This window comes from Franconibacter sp. IITDAS19, assembly GCF_023079515.1.
In the GTDB taxonomy this organism is placed as follows: domain Bacteria; phylum Pseudomonadota; class Gammaproteobacteria; order Enterobacterales; family Enterobacteriaceae; genus Franconibacter; species Franconibacter pulveris.
The window spans coordinates 592682-612925 of record NZ_JALJCP010000002.1 but is presented as its reverse complement, the minus strand read 5'-3'; the positions used below and the strand labels follow the sequence as shown (position 1 = coordinate 612925).

Annotated in this window: 16 protein-coding genes; 14 read left to right on the top strand and 2 right to left on the bottom strand. The window is 53.3% G+C overall.

Annotation, left to right across the window (positions count from 1 at the left end):
* Positions 1 to 33: 33 nt before the first annotated feature.
* From MT962_RS08740 to MT962_RS08685, 12 genes are all read left to right on the top strand, one after another.
* Positions 34 to 1071, top strand: a complete 1038-nt coding sequence (locus tag MT962_RS08740; RefSeq protein ID WP_247365405.1) for a hypothetical protein — start codon at positions 34 to 36, stop codon at positions 1069 to 1071.
* A gap of 115 nt (positions 1072 to 1186) precedes the next feature.
* Complete coding sequence (tssI, locus tag MT962_RS08735; protein ID WP_247365403.1) at positions 1187 to 3742, top strand: type VI secretion system tip protein TssI/VgrG; 2556 nt, start codon at positions 1187 to 1189, stop codon at positions 3740 to 3742.
* Positions 3739 to 4437, top strand: a complete 699-nt coding sequence (locus MT962_RS08730; protein ID WP_247365401.1) for a hypothetical protein — start codon at positions 3739 to 3741, stop codon at positions 4435 to 4437. Before tssI ends, MT962_RS08730 begins: the two co-directional genes overlap by 4 nt.
* 93 nt (positions 4438 to 4530) lie before the next feature.
* Positions 4531 to 5445, top strand: coding sequence for a hypothetical protein (locus tag MT962_RS08725; protein ID WP_247365399.1), 915 nt, complete (start codon positions 4531 to 4533; stop codon positions 5443 to 5445).
* Between the two features lie 234 nt (positions 5446 to 5679).
* Positions 5680 to 6105: a DcrB-related protein gene (locus MT962_RS08720; RefSeq protein ID WP_024560588.1), complete on the top strand. Its 426-nt coding sequence runs from the start codon at positions 5680 to 5682 to the stop codon at positions 6103 to 6105.
* Positions 6106 to 6118: 13 nt separating this feature from the next.
* On the top strand, positions 6119 to 10546 hold the full coding sequence (locus MT962_RS08715; RefSeq protein WP_247365397.1) for an RHS repeat-associated core domain-containing protein: 4428 nt from the start codon (positions 6119 to 6121) through the stop codon (positions 10544 to 10546).
* Complete coding sequence (locus MT962_RS08710; protein WP_024560586.1) at positions 10539 to 10925, top strand: hypothetical protein; 387 nt, start codon at positions 10539 to 10541, stop codon at positions 10923 to 10925. Before MT962_RS08715 ends, MT962_RS08710 begins: the two co-directional genes overlap by 8 nt.
* Positions 10926 to 11145: 220 nt before the next feature.
* Positions 11146 to 11505 carry a hypothetical protein gene (locus MT962_RS08705; protein WP_024560585.1) on the top strand — a complete coding sequence of 120 codons (360 nt, stop codon included), beginning with the start codon at positions 11146 to 11148 and terminating at the stop codon, positions 11503 to 11505.
* 89 nt (positions 11506 to 11594) lie between these two features.
* Complete coding sequence (locus MT962_RS08700; RefSeq protein ID WP_152526319.1) at positions 11595 to 11789, top strand: hypothetical protein; 195 nt, start codon at positions 11595 to 11597, stop codon at positions 11787 to 11789.
* Between the two features lie 521 nt (positions 11790 to 12310).
* A complete protein-coding gene (locus MT962_RS08695) occupies positions 12311 to 12823 on the top strand; it encodes a hypothetical protein (RefSeq protein ID WP_247365395.1) in 513 nt (170 codons plus the stop codon).
* A gap of 432 nt (positions 12824 to 13255) precedes the next feature.
* Positions 13256 to 13684: a hypothetical protein gene (locus MT962_RS08690; protein ID WP_247365394.1), complete on the top strand. Its 429-nt coding sequence runs from the start codon at positions 13256 to 13258 to the stop codon at positions 13682 to 13684.
* 286 nt (positions 13685 to 13970) lie between these two features.
* Positions 13971 to 14717: a 3-oxoacyl-ACP reductase family protein gene (locus MT962_RS08685; protein WP_200863335.1), complete on the top strand. Its 747-nt coding sequence runs from the start codon at positions 13971 to 13973 to the stop codon at positions 14715 to 14717.
* A gap of 71 nt (positions 14718 to 14788) precedes the next feature.
* Here MT962_RS08685 and proP read toward each other — a convergent pair whose 3' ends face one another.
* The gene (gene proP, locus MT962_RS08680; RefSeq protein ID WP_247365393.1) at positions 14789 to 16267 is read right to left on the bottom strand and encodes a glycine betaine/L-proline transporter ProP; all 1479 of its coding nucleotides are present in this window, start codon (positions 16265 to 16267) and stop codon (positions 14789 to 14791) included.
* 681 nt (positions 16268 to 16948) lie between these two features.
* Between proP and MT962_RS08675 the strand changes: the two genes are divergently transcribed.
* On the top strand, positions 16949 to 17695 hold the full coding sequence (locus MT962_RS08675; protein WP_024558574.1) for a phage antirepressor KilAC domain-containing protein: 747 nt from the start codon (positions 16949 to 16951) through the stop codon (positions 17693 to 17695).
* 86 nt (positions 17696 to 17781) lie between these two features.
* Positions 17782 to 18579, top strand: coding sequence for a DUF3750 domain-containing protein (locus MT962_RS08670; protein WP_024560578.1), 798 nt, complete (start codon positions 17782 to 17784; stop codon positions 18577 to 18579).
* Positions 18580 to 18786: 207 nt separating this feature from the next.
* Here the strand turns inward: MT962_RS08670 and MT962_RS08665 are convergent, their stop codons facing one another.
* The gene (locus MT962_RS08665; RefSeq protein WP_024558576.1) at positions 18787 to 19863 is read right to left on the bottom strand and encodes a mechanosensitive ion channel family protein; all 1077 of its coding nucleotides are present in this window, start codon (positions 19861 to 19863) and stop codon (positions 18787 to 18789) included.
* Between the last annotated feature and the right edge of the window lie 381 nt (positions 19864 to 20244).

The window sequence follows — 20244 nt, the reverse complement described above, 5'->3', positions numbered from 1 at the left end:
AATTTAGATCCTGAATTTTCATTCCCCCTGGAGATGACTTATAAAAGTGAGGAGATCCGGGAAAAATTCTGGAAATGTCTCTATACCTCTACCGGGCAAGAAATGTTTCATTACTGGGTACTGCTTCCACAAGCGGTTAAGCCCGCAGAGGTTAAGCCTGTTCACTTTCCTGACGTGGGGCTGACGAACATCGGTCGCTACATTACCGAAGATACCTCGCCTTATATGGAAGTGTGGGCCGCGTACGAGCGCTGTCAGTGGGAGATGAACCCATCAGACTGGTTAGAGAACAAGCTTTCGCTGATGGGTGAAAAAATCCTTCATCAGCGTCTTATCAATCATCCCTCCGGCAGCGGGAAATTTGCCGATGTATTAACCATCAAGACGCTGGCATCGGGTGATGAGGTAGTATCGCGCTATACCGTTCAGAAAGATTATAATCCGGTCGACGGCGGCGGTAATTACTTTCTGATAAAAGCCTCCTGTGCTGCTGCTATCTATAATTCACTGGCGAATGATATCCACTTTATTGCCATTAACTGGGATTTGCAGCATCGCAGTAATATGATGCTTGCCGAGTTGTTGAAAACCGTTAGCCTGAGCAGTAAAAACAGCAGCGGGTTTAAAGTACCGGACTCCTGGCAGGTGAACGTCATTGCGGATAATCGTCTCGTTATCGAGCATACTTTTGACGGCGTTAATTACGGCGTTATTAATTTATGCTTCTACTCTCAGGAAAAGTATAAAACAGCCGAAGAGGTGTTTCAGCTTTCAACGTCCCGGTTCCATGAGCATGACAATGCTGTCTCGCTTACCGCATCCGCCATGGAAACCGTTCCGAATGATATCAACAGTGCTTTTACCGGCGATGTTTATACCTGCACCGGGGAAATAGTCAGCGCGGCTGATAAAGTCAGGGCGTTTTATCAGATGTATATCGTCAATGTAGAAGGTCTCTGGTGTTATGCGGAGTCGGTGGGTAAACATCGCAATCATCAGGATTACTACCATGAGGCCAACAAACGTTGCCTTGAGATAATTCTTTCAACGCTGCATATTGAAAATGCCTGAGTTAATTTTTCCCCGATAATATCCAGCCGCTTTTACTTCTTTCCCCAACCCGTCGCCTACAGTGACGGGTTTTTGTTTCCAGTCTTACTGCATAAACTATTACGGAATAAAGATTATGCTTAACCGCATCACTGTCCAGCTCCCCGTGGAGGGGCTGCTTTTCTGGAAACTCTCCGGCCGCGAGGCGATGTCGGAGTCGTTCGCCCTCACGCTGACGCTGCTCTCCACCGACGCCCGTATCGACCGCAGCGCCCTGCTGGGCCAGCCGGTGACCGTCACGCTGCCCACGCAGAGCCTGCTGAGCCCGCGCTTCATCAATGGCAAAATCACCCGCGCCGGGGTGAGTGCGGTGGAGCTCAGCGGCACGCGCTACGCGGTCTACACGCTGACGGTGGAGCCGGACCTGTGGCCGATGAAGCGCGACCGCAACCTGCGCATCTTCCAGGGGCAGACGGCGCCGCAGATAGTGAAGACGCTGCTTGGCGAGTACAAAGTGAACGTCGAGGACCGGCTCACCGGCAGTTACCGGGTGTGGGACTACTGCGTGCAGTACCAGGAGTCGAGCCTGGACTTCATCAGCCGGCTGATGGAGCTGGAGGGTATCGCCTACCACTTCCGCCACGAGGCGGACAAACACACGCTGGTGCTCACCGACGCGGCGACGCAGCACCAGCCGTTCAGCGGCTATGAGGTGATACCGTACCACCAGACGCCGTCGGGGGGCAGCACCAGCGGGGAGGGGGTGAGCCAGTGGGCGCTGGAGGACAGCGTGACGCCGGGTATCTACAGCCTCGACGACTACGACTTCCGCAAGCCCAACGCGTGGCTGTTCCAGGCGCAGCAGAACCCGGCGTCGCCGCAGCCGGGGAGCATCGACGTCTATGACTGGCCGGGCCGCTTTGTGGAGCACGGCCACGGGGAGTTCTACGCCCGCATCCGCCAGGAGCGCTGGCAGGTGGAGCACCGGCAGATACAGGCGACCGCCACGGCGCTGGGCATCGCGCCGGGGCACACCTTCATGCTGGCGAACGCGCCGTTCTTCAGCGACAACGGGGAGTACCTGACCACGGCGGCGGAGTACCGGTTCGAGGAGAACCGCTACGCCAGCGGGGCGGACGGGGCGACGGTGCACCGCACGGACTTCACGGTTATCCCGTCGTCGGTGGTGTTCCGCCCGGCGCAGGCGACGCCGTGGCCGCGGACCTACGGCCCGCAGACGGCGCGGGTGGTGGGGCCGCAGGGGGAGAGTATCTGGACGGATAAATACGGGCGGGTGAAGGTGAAGTTCCACTGGGACCGCCTGGCGAAGGGCGACGACACCAGTTCATGCTGGGTGCGGGTATCGAGCGCGTGGGCGGGCCAGGGATACGGCGGGGTGCAGATACCGCGGGTGGGTGACGAGGTGGTGGTGGACTTCATCAACGGCGACCCGGACCGGCCGATAATCACCGGCCGGGTGTATAACGAGGCGAGCATGCCGCCGTGGGCGCTGCCGGCGGCGGCGACGCAGATGGGGTTTTTAAGCCGGTCAAAGGATGGCTCGGTGGACAACGCCAACGCCCTGCGCTTTGAGGACAAGGCGGGGGAAGAGCAGGTGTGGATCCAGGCGGAGCGCAATCTGGATACGCATGTTAAGAATGATGAATCACATACCGTAAACGGCGCGCGCAGCCATTACGTGCGTAAAAACGAACTGCATCGCGTGGAAACGAACCAGATCCAGGCGGTTAAAGGCGGCACAGAGATCCTGACGGGTAAGGGCAAGCTCGATGCCGTGGTGGAACAATACATTCTCGCTTCCGGCACGAAGTTGCGCCTGGTATCGGGTGAAAGCGCCATTGAGCTCAATGCCAACGGCAAGATAAACCTGATTGGCAAAGAATTTAACTTCTTTGTCGAAGGCGATGGCTATATCACCACAGGCGGCAAGCTGCACCTTAATACAGCAGGTACAAAACCAGGCACCACCGCGCCGGGAAGTAACCATAAAAAAGATATTGATGCGGCCGTGCAGGCGAAGTTTTCACCGCAACAAAAAGGCAAAGGCGTGCCAGCACCCGCTGCGCGTAAAAAATCGGCGCCTGCGGCGCCAGCAACACCAGCCGCTCCTGCAAAGCCGAATCAGGATCAGGATAAATTTTCAAAAATTTCACCGGTTATTTTTAAAAACGAAGGCGGCTTTGTTAATGATCCTAACGATTCAGGCGGCGCGACCAACAAAGGCATCGCATGGAATACGTGGCAGAAATACGCAAAAGAAGATCTCGGCGTTGAACCGACGCTGGATAACCTGAAAAACATTACGACGGAACAAGCGGAAACCATCTATCGCAAGCGATACTGGGACCCTTCTGGTTTTAACAATCTCAGGGATCCGAAACTGGCCTTGATGTCCTATGACTGGACAATTACTTCAGGCGGGGCGGGTAAACAAATACAGAAATTACTTAATAACGAGTTTGGCCAGCAGTTAGTAACGGATGGAAAAATAGGACCGAAAACGATCGAGGCGATGAACAGCGTCAGCGACTCTGCTAAATTGACGTCCAGAATAGCAGATATACGCAAAGCATATTATGAAGATCTGGTAGTCAGTAACCCTAAAAACGCTAAGTTCTTAACAGGGTGGTTAAATCGGGTGGATAGATGTTCACAGGTGGTTTTAGAATGAAAACGAAAATAGCGGCATTTTTACTCGGCGCCGGCCCTGGTCTGTTTAGCTTACAGGCCATGGCTGCCGGTGAATTTACTGGCCAGTGGACTGGTGAGGAAAAAGACCAGTCAACGCTGACTCTGCAACTCAAACAGACTGACAATACGATAACAGGAAGCTATTGCTATATTACGCAAAACGGCAACCGTATCGATTGTCCGGCCGAGGGCGAGAATAACCTTAAAGGCACGGTGAATAACCACCGGGCGAGGGTTGAATTTACCTCTTCTTTCGGTGGAGCAGGATATGCAAACCTGGATGTCGACGGTGAAAACATGGTCTGGAATAAAGCACCCTCTTCCGGGCAAGGAAAATACTACGCTCCGCAACATTATACGCTCACAAAGAAACCACAGGCGACAGCCTCTGAGCGTCGTAAATTCGAAACGGATAAGTTTACCGTAACGCTTGCTAATAAATGTGGTGAGTTCAAAACTCCCTGCAACAATATGTTTTATCTTGGCGTGCGCAAAAGCGATAACAGCGTAATTACCTTGCAAGGAAAAACTGTGCTCAACGCTTCGGGTGACGTTGTTGGTTCAGAATATAAGAATGGCGATGTGACCTATAGAGTTGACTATGAACCGGTAAAATTAACGGTCAGCCAAAAAGAGAATGTGCTGATCGAACAGCCCGGCCAGTGGCTTAAATAATCGTTGCGGGACCCGCGCACAGGCCACCTTCCATGCCCGCGGTCCCTTCCTGCTGCGTTGGAACGTAGCGAACCCTCAGGGACGTACAGATTCATGTTTAAACGCCATTTCACCTCATCGCTGTTTTGCGCTGCGTTATCACTTTCAACCCTGGCTTCCGGTTCCGTGAATATTGCGCAATATCGCCAGCCAGGCCAGGTTTCCACCATTCTGAACGATCGTGAGGTTACTGCCGGGCTTCAGGCATTGCTGGGTGATGATTACGACGCATTTATCGGTAATTTCGATCTCTTTGGAGAACCACATCAAACAGCGGACGGTGGGCTTTTCGTTGAAGGGTGGTTAAAAGATTTATACCTTGAGAACGCCTCCGCTTTTGTTATTTACCCGGACGGTAAATTCTACGCCGCATGGGTAATGCCTGATGAGCAGTTTATTCATTACCAGCCTGACGCTAAAAACGGCGCAGAGATCCCCCCTGATATCAAAACCTGGGCTTCACGGTTCGAAAACGCCTCTTTTCCCACAATAAGCGCGGCGCCGGTTTCGCCCTTAGCCCGTGAGGATTTCTCCACGCAAATAAGTAATACGGTGCTTTCGTTAGGACAAAATTGGAACCCGCAGGTCAGTTCAGGCCTAGGCAAATCACTGCAGGATGACTTTGCAGGCGACGTACCTTTTGACGGCGCCAACTATAAGTTCTATCGCCATACCTACAACGGCTTTGATATTTACAGCGCCAATCTCTGGTGGGACAAAGCCGAAAGAGATGTTGATGACTACATTATTGCGCAAATAACCCTCCATACCCCGCAATACAAAACCCGGCGTGGTGTTAGCGTTGGTGCAACAGCCGATGAAATTGCGCGTCTTTATGGTCCCGGAAAACGCGTGGATGAAGACGGCGAACAATGGCTCTCTTACGCCATGGGGAAAAAGGTTATCTCGTTTGAGATAGACAAAGGGAAAGTCGTCTCCATTACTCTGAGCTACGATAACGGCGAATAAATAACCCTCAGTTGAAGCGATATTCAGCCGCGAAAGCGCCAGAGACTACCCCATTAAATAACGGATATAGAGGCGAGTGCGTACCGTAAGCGGCTTGCTTTTTATCTCTGATAAGCGCCTCAACTGGAATGAACCGCGCTTTCAGCGTTGCGGAAATAAAGCGCGTCTCAGTCAGAATGAACCCTTATTTCTTATCGCATTCTAGCTATTTATTCTTTCAACATGAGTTCACACATGAAATACACCCTTCAGGAAGGTTCGTTTTCCCTTTTCCCCGCCGCCTGGCAGGACACCAGCATGACGATGTTACGCGACGATGAGAGCGGGTTATCGTTAATTGTCAGCCGCGGCGCAATTCCGGATGACAGCGATTTCGAAAAAGAATTCCAACGCCAGTGGGAGGTGCTGCGCGCACAAATGGGTGAAATCCAACAGAGCGAATTCGCACGTATCCTGGTCGGGCAGCCTTCACACCGCGCCGTTGAAGTCGAAACGGCGTTTGTGCGGCAGGGGCAGCAGATCTGGCAGAAGCAGTTTGCTGTACAGGCGCCGGATGCTCCACGCCTTTTAATCTTCACCCTTTCCGCGCTGCGCCCCTTCACTGATGAAGATGCGGAACGCTGGAATACCATCAAACAAAGCCTGACGCTGCATAAATAATGGAATACATGGCATGAGCGACAAACATGCAGCCCGCCAGGGCGATAAGATTATTCACTCCAGTGTCTTTGCAGATATCACAAGCCTTGTAGCTGAAGGCATCGCGTATGCAGCCATTGGCTCAGCGGTGGCCTTTGCCGCAACGGCCGCCGCACCGCTTGTGGGTGCGGGCGCGGCGGCGGCTACCCTGACGGCGATAGGTTCCAGCTGTGCACTGAGCGGAATTATCGGTGGTATCCTGGCGAATGCCGCAGGCATCACGGATGACATCAGTAATATGGCGACGGGGATCGGCAATGCGATTTTCCCGCCATCACCGGCTGGTTTCATCGCCACCGGCTCAGCGAACGTGTTGACCAACAAGCTTCCAGCCGCCCGCGCGGCAGGCGAACTCACGTCGGGCGATACGCCGCCGCCTGAGCCGCAAAAGCCCGGCAGCTTCGCCGATTACGGCGGCATGTTGCTCTCCGCTGCGGCGCAGTTTGGCAGCGAGATGTGGCAGCCTACCGTCGCCACTGCCGCACCCGGTACGTCGTCGCTGGAACTGGATAAAGTCCTTTGCGATAAACATTCCGGCCCGCAATACCTGGCCGAAGGTTCAAAAAGTGTTTTTATCAACGGCCAGCCTGCGGTTCGCGCCAAAGACCGCACCACCTGCGAAGCCACTATTTCTGAAAATGTTTCGCCCAACGTCATCATCGGCGGGGAAACGCTGACCGTACGGGATATCAAAAGCGGGAAAACGCCAGGACTTGCCGTGGCGATGATTGCGCTTTCGCTTATTCGCGGCCGACCCGGTAAGGTCCTCAAAAACATGCCCTGCGCGCTGGTCTCGGCCGGTGCAGGCATGCTCGCAGATATGGCAATAAATGCCGTTTTCTCATCATCGCACCCGGTGCATGCCGCCACGGGTGTGAAAGTCCTGAACGACAATAATGAACTGGATTTTTCGCTGCCAGGCCGTTTTCCTTTGCGCTGGCAGCGCAGCTATAACAGCTTAACCACCCGCGAAGGATTATTTGGCCTTGGCTGGGCCACTGCGTTTGACAGCTACCTGACGCTGGATGACGGCGAGGCCACCTGGTTTGACGAGACCGGACGTGAGCTGCGCTTTACGCTGCCGCCGCTGAATCAGGCGCTTTACAGTATCAGCGAAGGGCTTATCGTTCGCTGCAATGAGAACGGCGATGTGGCGATCGCCGACGACGATGGCGCCGTCTGGCGTCTGTTCAAACCCACCCGCGCCAACCCTGCGGTGCTGCGTCTGGCGTCGCTGAGCGACGAATATGGCAATGCGCTGGAAACCGGCTGGGATGAACATGGCCGCCTGGTGCGCATCCATGACGCTCCCTGCGCCATAGATGTCACGCTGCACTATGAGGATGCGCGTTTTCCACAGCGTGTGACTTCAGCTGCACATTTTGACGGCGACAAAACGTGGCCGCTGGTGACTTATCGCTATGACGTACGCGGGCAACTGGCCGCAGTAACTGATGCAACCGGCATCACGACACGTGAATATCGCTATAACGATGCGGGTCTGATGATCTGGCACCGGTTACCCGGCGGCCTGGAAAGTGAATATCGCTGGGAGAAATTCGATCACTGGCGCGTGGTAGAGAACCGTACCAGTACCGGCGACGGTTGCCGTATCGCTTACGATCTGGCTGCGGGGCTGACCGCGGTTACGCAATACGATGGTCAGACGCGCCAGCATTACTGGAACGCGCAGGGGCTTATCACACGTTTTGTCGATGAGCGCGGCGAAACCTGGTGCTACGAGTGGAATGAACACGATCTGCTGACCCGCCGTGTCGATCCTTTAGGCAACGCGACGACATTCGTTTATGACGAGATGGGCAACCGTGTCCAGGAGGTGGATGCCGAGGGGAATACCCGCGCCACGCAGTGGCTGGAACATCGCGCATTGCCTGCGGCTATCACTGAGGCGGACGGCACCGCCACGCGCTTTTACTACGATGAACACCACGGGCTGGCGCGCATCGTCGATGCGCTCGGGCAAACCACACTATTGCGCCGCGACGAGTTTGGTCAGATTGTCGAGGAGACAGATGCCGCTGGTAACAGCCGCCGCCAGGAATACAACGACGCGGGGCAGGTTATTCGCGCGACAGACTGTTCCGGGCGCGTTACTCGTTACCGCTATCATCCGCTCGGTTGGTTAAGTACTGCTATTACGGCGGATGGCGAAGAGACCCGCTACCGCTACGACGCCGCAGGCCGTCCTATCCAGTTGGAGCGCCCGGAAGGCTGGGAAGAACGCCTGTTATGGAATACGCGCGGTCTGCCTGAAGCGCATGAAGGGGCCGATGGCAAGCGCAGCGAGTTTACTTATGATGCGGCGGGCCGTCTTATTGCGACGTCAAACCCGCAGGGTGAAGCAGTACGCCGCCGATGGGACAGCCGCGGCCGCCTGATTGCGCTCGAAAACGAAAAAGGCGAGGCATACCAGTTCCGCTGGGGCGAAAACTCTCTGCTGCTTGAGGAAGAAGGTTTAGACGGCGTGATTACCCGTTACGGGTATGACGCCTGTGGACGCACTATCGCACGCACTTTCGCTGCCGGGCATCCGCAGGCGATTACCCATACCTTTGCCTGGAGTGCGGCAGGGCAGCTTCTTGCGCGCACTACGCCGGAAGGCCAGACCCGCTACGACTACACGCCAGCGGGATTAATAAGCCGTATCGCACTGCACGCTGCGCTTGCGGAAAACGTCTGGAGCCGTGAGGCGGAACAGGAACTGCGCTTTGAGTATGACGCGCTGGGCCGCGTTACCGGCGAACAGGGTGAGAACGGCGCGCTGGGCTGGACCTATGATGCGCTCGGCAACCGTACGTCCGTGCAACTGCCTGACGGACGGACGCTCAAACATCATTTCTACGGCAGCGGGCATTTGCTCTCCATCGCACTGGATAACCTGCCGGTGACCGATTTTACGCGTGATGAACTGCACCGTGAGATAAGCCGTACACAGGGGCTGCTCACGACCCGCAGCGATTATGACCGGCTGGGCCGCCTGACGCGCCGCGATGTTTTCACCGGCGATGCGCAGCGCCCGGCGCCGCGCCGCTGGTCCCGCCGCTGGGATTACGACTACCGCAACAACCTCATCCGCGAGGAGCGCGACGACAATCCATTTAACTGGTATCGCTGGAAATATGACAGCGCAGGACGTCTGCTGACCCAGGACGGCACGCTGCCGGGCCAGGAGCAGTGGCAGTGGGACGCGGCGGGCAACCCGCTCGATAACAGTGCGACGCAGACGGTGCGCTTTAACCGCGTGACGCAGCTTAACGGTATTCAGTGGCGTTATGACATTCATGGACGCACGATAGAGAAAGATAACGGGCAGACCCGCTGGCGCTACCGCTACGATGCTGAGCACCGCCTGACGGACGTTATCAGCCAGCCACGCGACCGCAACAAACCACAGGTGGAAGTCAGCTTCCGCTACGATCCGCTGGGGCGGCGCATCAGCAAGACCCGCCGTCAGCACCTTGCCGGCCAGCCGCTCGGCAAAACCGTCACCACACGCTTTGTCTGGGAAGGGTTCCGGCTGCTGCAGGAGATTCATGATGATGTGCCGCTGACCTACGTTTACAGCGACCAGCACAGCTACGACCCGCTGGCGCGTATTGACGGCACGCAGTCACCGGACATTTACTGGTTCCACAACCAGCCGAACGGCACGCCGGAGCGTCTGACCGATGTGGAAGGCCAGGTGCGCTGGGAAGGACGAAACAGCGCGTGGGGCAAGCTGGCGCATGAATCGACGCCGTTGCCGACAGGCTATAACCAGAACCTGCGAATGCAGGGCCAGTACCTGGACCGCGAGACCGGGCTCCACTACAATTTATTCCGCTACTACGACCCGGACTGCGGCAGGTTCACGCAGCACGACCCGATAGGGCTGGCGGGGGGTATCAATCTCTACCAGTTTGCGCCGAATGCGCTGGGGTGGGTGGATCCGTGGGGGTTGAATAAGACAACATTTTATCATGCTGGAGATATACAAGGGGATATCGATCCATCAAAAGGGCGTGTTGGATTAGATTTTAATCCTGCTAATCAAGGAGGTTTTTATGTTACAACTGACAAGGCTCAGGCGACCGAGTGGGCGAATATGCGAAATCATCCATCCATAACAGAATTTGAAATCCCAAATTCAGAGTTGGAAAAATTAAACATAAAAACCTTTGATACGGCAAACAGCGAATGGGCTGAGTTTGTAACGAAGGGGCGAGAAAATACGTTAAAACATAATTATGATGCTGTTAGTGGGCCTATGCTCGCTAATCCAGGCGCAGTGCGAAAAGGGGCTTCTCCGCGGCCCATAGGCCAACAATTAGCTGTATTTACTAATAAAGCAGCGAAACTATTTAATAAATACAAAAGTAAGGGTTGTAAAAAAAATGATTGAAAAGAAACACATTGTCGATGGAATTGTTTTCGAAGAGAATGGTTCGTCAACCAACAAATTAGTTTTCAATTTCCGCTCGTGGGTGGCTGTTATTATCGGCTTGGTTGTTAAATGCACTGATAAAAGTAAGCAAGAGGCTGAGGATTTAGTATTTCACTCGCCTATAATATGTGGAGCATTAAATAATTATATGAGTGTAGCTTTGCGAAGCCATGAAACAGAATATCATTGGGCAATGACTATAGCATATGGGGACAGGTATTGGGATAAAGATATTAGTACAGAGGAACCGGATGATTATTTCGAATGGGAAAGCGAGTATAGAGAAAAAAATGGTCTTGCAAAAGAATCTTTCGAGTTTATTGATGGCTTTGAGTAAGCCTGGTTGTTATTTGGTAAATTTACAGCTTGGGATTCTGAAACTTTAGTTTAGTTTTTCTAATTTCTCAAAATAAGGTTTGGAATATTAAGATATGAGGCGTTTCAAATATTTCAAATCTCTGTTTGTCTTGAGAGGGTTCAAAGAGCTAAGCCGATGTTTTTATCATGATTAATCGAATTTCTCAGAAATCCAAGTCAGAGCGGCAGTTTGCATAAATATGATTGAAAATTTTAGTGTGGATAAGACTAATCTTTACTGGACTGTTGATGCGAAGGAAGTGAGTTTACACATAGAGGGCCTTGATCAGGCTATGCTTGATGATCATCGCCAGAAAGTTATTATGTTATGTAATGCCCAACCTCTTCCTGATAAGTTATTGGTCCTGGATGAAGATGGCAGCGAAGCTTTTTCTTTTTCTCCTCCGGATGGGGCTGCATTTTATTATTTAACGAAGAATGAAATCCATGAAGTTTTGGTGGTATGTGTTTTTCATGAAAAACTTGAAAGGTGGCATGATTGGTATTTTTCTATAGATATAAAAAATAAAAAGCTTATCAAAAATTCACCTGCTTATTAAACGGCATATATTTAGATATTAAAGGCTCGCCTCAGGCATGCGATATAGAATTGTCAGGCGACGAGAAACATTAATTAAAAAAAGCTACAATGAGTGGAGGCAAAGTCCATAAAGCTGTATTTGATATGTCCGATGCGTCAGCCGAAAAAGCCATTGAGTTCCAGAAATCGCAATTAGGAAAAAATCTTGGACCTTACGATATTCGCACCCGCAGTTGCCTTACGCATGTTATGAAAGTCCTTGCGGCGGGCGATGCAGATGTTCCTGATAGTGCGATGCGTTAGTATGGGTTTATTCAAAAGAAACTGGGCCTCGGTAAATGTCAGCAAAGGGGGGATTAATGCAAGGATTATGCCCAATACATAATGAACCTGAATACACTAACGTATCGAGAAAGGTCAGAGAGATACTTCATGAAAACAAGCCGTTATCACAGTATTCTTTTTGCCGACTCACAGTGCATAAATGGGAGGACGGGGTTGAGACCGGTGCCCATCATTACTTTCTTGAAAAAGAGGACGTGCTTACATTAAGGCTTCCGTTTGACACGGTTATCCATCTGAACGACAGAGATATAGAGAGGAAATCGTTAAACGACCGCTTTGTCATTCAAAAAATGCGGCTGTTTTTATCGACCGTTTGCCCGCAGTGTATTGCACCGTTAAAAGCTTCAAATTTGTGGGATCATTAATATAAGCCGTTGAAGTGCGCTGCGTTATTTTTTATATCAGCTCGCCACTCATGCTTAATATTCCTAAGCACATAAGGATATTCAGCGGCGCGCCACCCGGGAGAATACAAGGTAATGATAGCAATAAAGAACACTACCGCTGTCGTCGCCTGCATGATGGCGTTAGGCTCTGCTAATGCCGTGGCTGACATGCGCCCAAATTCATTGTGGGATTTTATTACCACCATGCGCTCATCCTTAGCGGATATCAATGTCGCCACGCTTAATCGCGCGCCTTTAAATTTTCAGTTGGATTTTCAGAACGAATACATCAACTTTTATCGGGCGGATGATGTCGCGTTTTCTGCGGCGGGAAAAGTGACCGACATTGAATTACGGCTGAGCAGAGATCCGCAGGAGAAAACGTTGTTGTGGGTATCGCACTGGCAGGGGGCGTGCCTGACGCTTAACGACATTAAACAGCATTACCCCGTATTGACGATAACCGATACCCCACGCGGCCATTCGGAAAATGAAGTGACCAGCTACACCACGCCTGCCGGGGCGTCAGGCGAGGCCGTGACGTTTAGTTTTACTGCCAAAGCGCCTGATTGCCTGAGTGACCTCATTATTAGCCGGGAGTGGTAACGGCGGGGTTTCTTATCTGCCGCATCGCGGGTGGTGCAGCAAGCTATTTCGGATTATGCGCAGTCACAAAGAGAATGCCACGCAGTCGGGTCTTAATATCATCGGTATAGATGAGCTATTGTTGCCCTTAATGCATTTTCTGAAGAAAAGATATCCATTACTACTATAAAAAATAAAGGTTACTTTCTGTCGTTTTATGCGAATAGCGAGGCTAATCAGTTTTTAGGCCTGTTGGTAATCAAGCTACGCAAGCAAACAAGCGATGAAATTCGGTTTTACAGAGACGTTTTAGGTATCAAAAATATACCGCCAGAGGCGCAAGAAGAGGCTCTGTAAATTGCAAACCGCTTACCGGAGTATGGTTAACGCGCTAAGCGCTTCACCTGCAACCGACAAACCGCAGCAACACATCACAGGCAAGGAGCAAGGCTGATGAGCGCAAAACGAAAACTATTCTGTTTCTGGGGCTGCATGGACGCGCTCGCGCTTGTTGTGTACGTCATTCATAGCCTGAGGCACGGGCGAGTGCCGTTTGTTACCGATGTTCAGGCTTTTTTTCTGGCGGGTGATGACAGGTTCTTCGGCATTGCGCCAGGCCTGCTGTTTCTGCTGGATGCCACGCTGCTCCTCTCTTTATTCGTCTCCGCCTGGCTTTTCCTTAACGGCAGCCGCTATGCGCTCCACTTCGCGCTGGGGCAGGAGCTGCTGCGCTTCATCGCTTTCCGCTCCTCCGTTACGCTTCTTCCGCTGTTCATCGGCGTTACAGGGCTGACTAACCAATGGGTAAACCTGCCGCTGTTTCTGCTTGGCGAGGCGGTAAAAATCGGCTCGCTTATTCGGGTTAGCAAAAAGACGCGGTAAGCATTTCGCTCATATCGCCTGCACGCACCCCCATTTCACACTCCCTTTCTTTATCTCCCGCTTCGTGACGTTAAACGAGCTCGCGCCGGGACATCGCTACCCTGATTTTCTGCATGAGGTCGCTCCGCTGGCGGCACAAGGTCGTATTAAATACGCCAAAGCGCTTATCGACGAGTTTGAAAATATCCCGAACGCTTTTGTACAGCTGTCAAAGGCCGCAACCGCGGCCAGCCGATCGTCATAGTGGGCAGGGCGCTAAGCGCTCTTCATACAAAACGAGGTAAAGCTGATGAACGAACTGAAAGGCAAACGCGCGCTGGTGACAGGCGCATCACGCGGCATTGGCGCGGCCATCGCGCTGACGCTTGCGCAAAAAGGGGCTGACGTGGTGATTACGTATGAACGTTCAGCCGAAAAGGCGCTTGAGGTAGTGCGCGCAATTGAACAAACCGGCCAGCGCGGCTTCGCCATTCAGGCGAACAGCGCAGATGCGCAGGCAGTGCAGCGTTCGGTGGAGGAAGCGGCAGAGCGGCTTGGCGGGCTGGATATCCTCGTCAACAATGTCGGGATAGCCCGCGTGGGGTCGCTGGTGGAGATGAGCCTTGAGGATATCGACGCGCACCTTAACATTAATATTCGCTCCGCCGTGCTGGCGTCCCGGGCGGCGATTCCCCACCTGGGGCAGGGCGGGCGCATTATCACTATTGGCTCCAACGTGGCTAATCGCGTGCCGCAGCCAGGGCTTACGCTCTATGCGTTGACCAAATCGGCGCTTATCTCCTTTACCAAAGGGCTGGCGCGAGATTTAGGCCCGCAGGCGATTACCGTAAACCTGGTCCAGCCGGGGCCGGTGGATACCGACTTGAACCCGGCGGACTCCGGCGACTTTGCTGACCAGAATCGCCAGTTTACCGCGCTGGGCAGATACGGCGAGCCGGCGGAGATAGGCGCGGCGGTCGCGTTTCTGGCAAGCCCTTCGGCGGCATTTATCACCGGCTCAGCGCTGACGGTGGATGGCGGGTTTAACGCCTAATCGTCCCCCTGCGGCGGCCGAAAACAAAAAAGGCCGGAATCTTCCGGCCTTGTTACTTTCTGCGCTTAACCTCAAACGGTCTGCGGCGTGTTCTGCTGTTGCTTACGCCCATGCTGGCGACGAAGCTTGTCGATAAGACGGTGCGCTTCTGCACGCGACGCGACGGCCGGAGACGAGCCGCTCAGCGGTTTGCGGGCTGTTTCACGCAGCGTCAGCACGGTGAGAAGGCCAATCACGCCCGCGCCCATCATGTAGTAAGCGGGCATCATCACGTTATGCGTGGTATCCACCAGCCAGGCGGTAACCAACGGCGTGGTGCCGCCGAACAGTGAAACGGACAGGTTAAAGCCAATCGCCAGCGCGCTGTAGCGGATATCCGTCACGAACAGCGCGGGCAGGGTGGCCGGCATCGTGCCGCTAAAGCAGGTGTGCAGGAAGCCGAGCACCACCAGGCCTGCAAATACCGCCCACATGTTGCCGGAGCCAATCAGCATAAAGCACGGCACCGCCAGCACTATCAGGCCCACCGCGCCCAGGCCTATCACCGGGCGACGGCCGATGCGGTCGGTCCAGTGGCCCCACATCAGCGTCAGCGGCATCATGACGAACATCACCACCATCACCAGCAGCAGCCCGGTAAGCTCGCTCAGGCCCAGTACGCCGGTCAGGTAGCTTGGCATATAAGAGGTGAGCATGTAGTTCGAGACGTTGAAGATCAGCACCAGGCCAATGCACTTCAGCATCTGTTTTTTGTATTTCACCAGCATCTGCCACATGTTCAGACGCGGCTTGCTGTGCTCAAGCGCTTCCTGCTTATCCATGTGTTCTTTAAACGCTGGCGTCTCTTCAAGCTTCAGGCGGATATAAAGCCCGAACAGTCCCAGAGGCGCGGCCAGGAAGAACGGCACGCGCCAGCCCCAGTCCAGCATGGCTTGCGAGGGGATGGTCGCCATCATCACCGTGACAAGCGTAGCGCCGAGCAGGTAGCCGCCCAGCGTGCCGAACTCAAGGAAGCTGCCCATAAACCCGCGGCGTTTGTCCGTGGAGTATTCCGCGATAAAGGTCGCCGCGCCGCCATATTCGCCACCGGTTGAAAAGCCCTGAACCAGACGGGCGATAAGCAGCAGTACGGGCGCCATAATCCCGATACTGCTGTAATCCGGAATAAGGCCGATGCAAAAGGTGCCTACCGACATCATTATCATCGTCAGCGCGAGGATTTTCTGGCGGCCGAAGCGGTCGCCCAGCGGGCCGAAGACCATTCCGCCAATCGGACGCACCAGGAACGCGGCGGCAAAGGTGCCGAAAGAGGCGATAAGCTGTGCCGTGGCGCTGGCGTCCGGGAAAAAGACTTTACCGATTATCACGGCCAGATAGCTGTAAACGCCGAAGTCGAACCACTCCATCGCGTTGCCAAGCGCAGCGGCCCCGACGGCGCGTTTGAGCAGTTTGCTGTCGATAACGGTAATATCGTCTACGGTTAATTCAGTTGGTTTTACAGAGGTTGCTGGCGTGGTTGATTGATTAGTCGAGATCGTTCTGGTGCTCATAAACTCCCCATGAATACGAATGAAGCGATCTTATAGCTTTCGCAGCCGTAACGTTCGTATCAAAAAGGAAAAGAAAGCTATAAGAGGCTGAAGATTGTGACCGGTCGCACAAATGCGCCGGGCAATACCATAAATAAAATGCCATCCCGCTGCAACTTTGTAGCGTTAAAAACTACCTCGCAGGCGTTTTTGTTCATAAAAAACTATCCTGATGGCAAGGATGGCTGCCAAATATCTTCCTGAAGAACACGCCCCTCACCGAATAATTGTCAATTATTTGTCAATAAGCGCCAAAAAAAAGGCAAATCGACTGTTGCACCGGCAGATAACCCTGGCGCTTTTACGGGTGAGTTTTTTTGTACGAAAGTGTTACCTGCAGCCGTTACCGGCTTCAGAAAGCGCGTTGCCCGACAGGAGATTTGCTGCGATTGCTTTTCAAAATCGCCGGCGACAGCCGGTTTCAGGAAATTTTTAACCGCCTCGCTTTTCTGGCACTTTGCCGGGCCGCGCAAAATTAATGCAGCAATTTCAGCCTGATAGTGGAAAGCTCAACAAACGACCTATTCGCGCAATAAATAGATTACATGTGTTTAAAAAATATACTGGATATTTAAACAGGGATTGTTTACTATTTCCTCAGTTTAACTGGTAGTAGTGTCAGTGAAGTGAGTGGTGAAACCTATGGTTATTGCTTTAGAGAATCTCAATCCTCAGGACCGGTCGGCCACCATGAGCAGCCGCGAAATCGCTAAGCTGATGGGGGTGACCCATGGCGAAGTGAAGCGTATGGTCAAAAGCCTTGAAACGGCGCAGCGCCTGTCGCAGCCCGTTACGGTCAACCTTTACGAGCGCGAAGGGGAGACGCTGCAAGAGTTTTTGCTGAACAAACGGGACTCGCTGCTGACTGTCGCGCGCATATCGCCAGGCTATACCGCTGAAATGCTGGATCGCTGGCAGGAGCGTGAAAAGCAGATAATCCTGCCAGACTTCACTAACCCGGCGGCGGCGGCCCGCGCCTGGGCTGAAGAGTACGAAAAACGTAAACAGGCGGAGGAACAGCTTGCGCTTACCGCCCCAAAGGCGGAGTTTTTTGACGCCTACATCCAGGTGGATGAATCGTTAGGCTTCCGTCAGCTCTGCAAAATGCTGAAGGCGAAGGAGCCGGAGTTCCGCCAGTTCCTGCTAGAGCGCAATATCATGCAGCGCGCCAACGGCGCGTTGATGCCGGCTCAGCATCACGTTCAGGCGGGTTACTTCACGGTGCATGGCGGCATGGGCGAAAATCGTCATACTTACTCCCAGGCGCGCTTTACGGCGCGGGGCGTGAAGTGGATTGCCGGCCTGTGGGCGGCGCATCTCTCCTCACAACCGGCGGAGCCGCGCGTGCCGGAGCGTAAAGAACTGGCGCAGGGGCCCGGCTGGTTTTAACAGACCCGCTAACGCCTTTGCGACATCGCAAAAACAGAAAATCCACGCCATGGCGTGGATTTTTCATCTTCTGATGACGGACGGTCATGTTCTCAATAAAAATTGCTTGTCTGAGCTTCCTTTGCATCATTCTGCTTTCTCTCGCCGCCAGCCTCGCCCAGGCGATGCATCAACGGCAAGCGTCAGAGCAGGGCGGCTGGTGGTCTGCCCGGCGTGATTCGGCGGGACTGGCGCCGGATGCCCGGCAACATCCCGGGCTTGCCGTGGTGCAGGTCTACGCTGCGCCCACCTGGGGCTGGAAAGGGGCGGTGGCGGTACATCCGTGGATCATTTTTAAACGCGCCGGCGAAACGGAATATAACCGCTACGAAGTGATCAGCTGGGGGGCGGGCGAGAAAGTTCGTCGTAACCGCAACGCGCCGGATGGCTACTGGTATGGCGCAAAACCTCGCCTGCTGGCAGATCATCGGGGGCCGCAGGCGCAAGCGATGATCCCGCAAATAGAAGCGGCCATCGCCTCCTATCCGTGGCCCGATAGCTACCGCGCCTGGCCTGGCCCTAACAGCAACACCTTTATTGCCCACATCGGGCGCGAAGTGCCGGCGCTGAAACTGGATATGCCTGCCAATGCGGTGGGGAAAGATTATCGGGCGTTGCGAAACCCTGTTGGCTTGCCGCCATCGGGGCGCGGCGTGCAGGTTTCGCTGCTCGGCGTGGCCGGTGTGACGCTCGGCGTGCAGGAGGGCGTTGAACTCAACGTGCTGGGGCTGAATGTGGGCGTCGACTTCACGCCGCTGCGTTTACGCTTGCCATTTATCGGCGGGATTGGCCGCGACAACCTGCAAAAGAACAACGCGGCGAATGCCAGCGACGGCTTTCAGTAAGCGACGATTAATAAAAATCCACGCATTAGCGTGGATTTTTTTGCCGTTCTGGTTAGCGCTACCCTCGGTTGATAAACGCAGCGTGATGGCTCACTACCTGAGTATTAACATAGCCTGATACACGCAACGTCTGCTCTGAGCGTGCATGCAACGCTCCTGAGCCTGGCGCCTGCTTGCAGTCCATCTTGTAAAAATGGGAGCGCTGAATTACTCACTCCCGGAGTCAGCGGAACCGGTCAGTGTCGCCCTCACATGAGGAAGACACTGCGGATAATTTTGCTGAATAAACTCAATCATTTTTTCCCGCACGTGACAGCGTAAATCCCAGGCCGTAGGAGAATTCTGCGCTGTCATCAACATTCTGATCGTCATGGTTTTTTCAGTGGTATCGGTAACCTGAAGCACCTGAGTTTCTTGATCCCAGAGCTTTGTTTCACTTAGCACTTTTTCAAAGTGCTTACGCAGGGGCTCTAAGGGCATGGAATAATCAAGGTAAAGAAAAACAGAGCCTAAAATTTGCGCATTGTTACGCGTCCAGTTTTGGAAAGGATTTTCCGTAAAGTAAGTAATTGGCAAGACCAGGCGACGCAGGTCCCAGAGACGCACTACAACATACGTCAGGTTTATCTCTTCAATCCAGCCCCACTCTTTTTCGACCACGACAGCATCATCGATTTTTATCGGTTGCGTAAAAGCTATCTGAATACCGGCAAACAAGTTAACAAGCGATTTCTGCAGAGCAAAGCCAATTATTATTCCGGCAACCCCGGCGCCGGCCAGAATGGTGGTGCCGAATTTTCGCACGCCAGGGAAACTGAGCAAAATAAGGGAAAGGCAGAGCGTCACGAGTATGACAATAGCGACTTTCTTAACATACATTATCTGAGTGCGAATTTTGCGGGCGCGGAGATTGTTCGAAATATTAATGTCATAGCGAATGAAAAGCATATCCTGAGCAACGTTTATCAATCGAATCAGGACTGAGCAAAATGACAATATAATAAATACATTAATTGTTGTTGTAATAAAGCCAAGCGTTCCCGGCTGGATGTGGACATAACGTACCCCTAAATTTATTAACAGTAGGGGAATGAAAAGAAACATTGATCCACGAAGGTGCTTTTCAAGTGATTTGAATAGCTTTCTGTCACGACTCTGCCAGTAACGAATGAACTGCAGGAGTATAAATCGCGTCAGAAAACCCACTATTAACGAGAGTGTGACGAGCAATACCGCAGGCACCCATACCGGCGCGCCAGATAACTCACCAAATAACCAAGGCATTATTTCCCCTTCTATTCAGCCAACAACCCTGGGTTGTCAGATTGGTTAAGCAACACATATCCTTTCTCTTCCAGACCCTCTGCAGATTGCCTGATTCACGCGCATTATTATATGAAAAGTATGAAGAACCGGCCTCGCCAGCAGATAAAAAGATCGGGCAATTTCTGCCAGCGCTTCCTGCGTGTCATGACGTTACGCACTCTTTTGTCCATCGCAGGCGCTTTTTTCTGCTGCTGTCACAGGGGCTGCTGCAGCCTGATAAACTTCAACAGGCTGTTAACTTGCTCTCCCGAGCCATCTCACACGTATTAGCGTCAAGCTAAAGTCTAAGCCGGATCCGCCAGACAGGAGAGACAGCTGAAGTCCTTTTTTGGCCGGTGC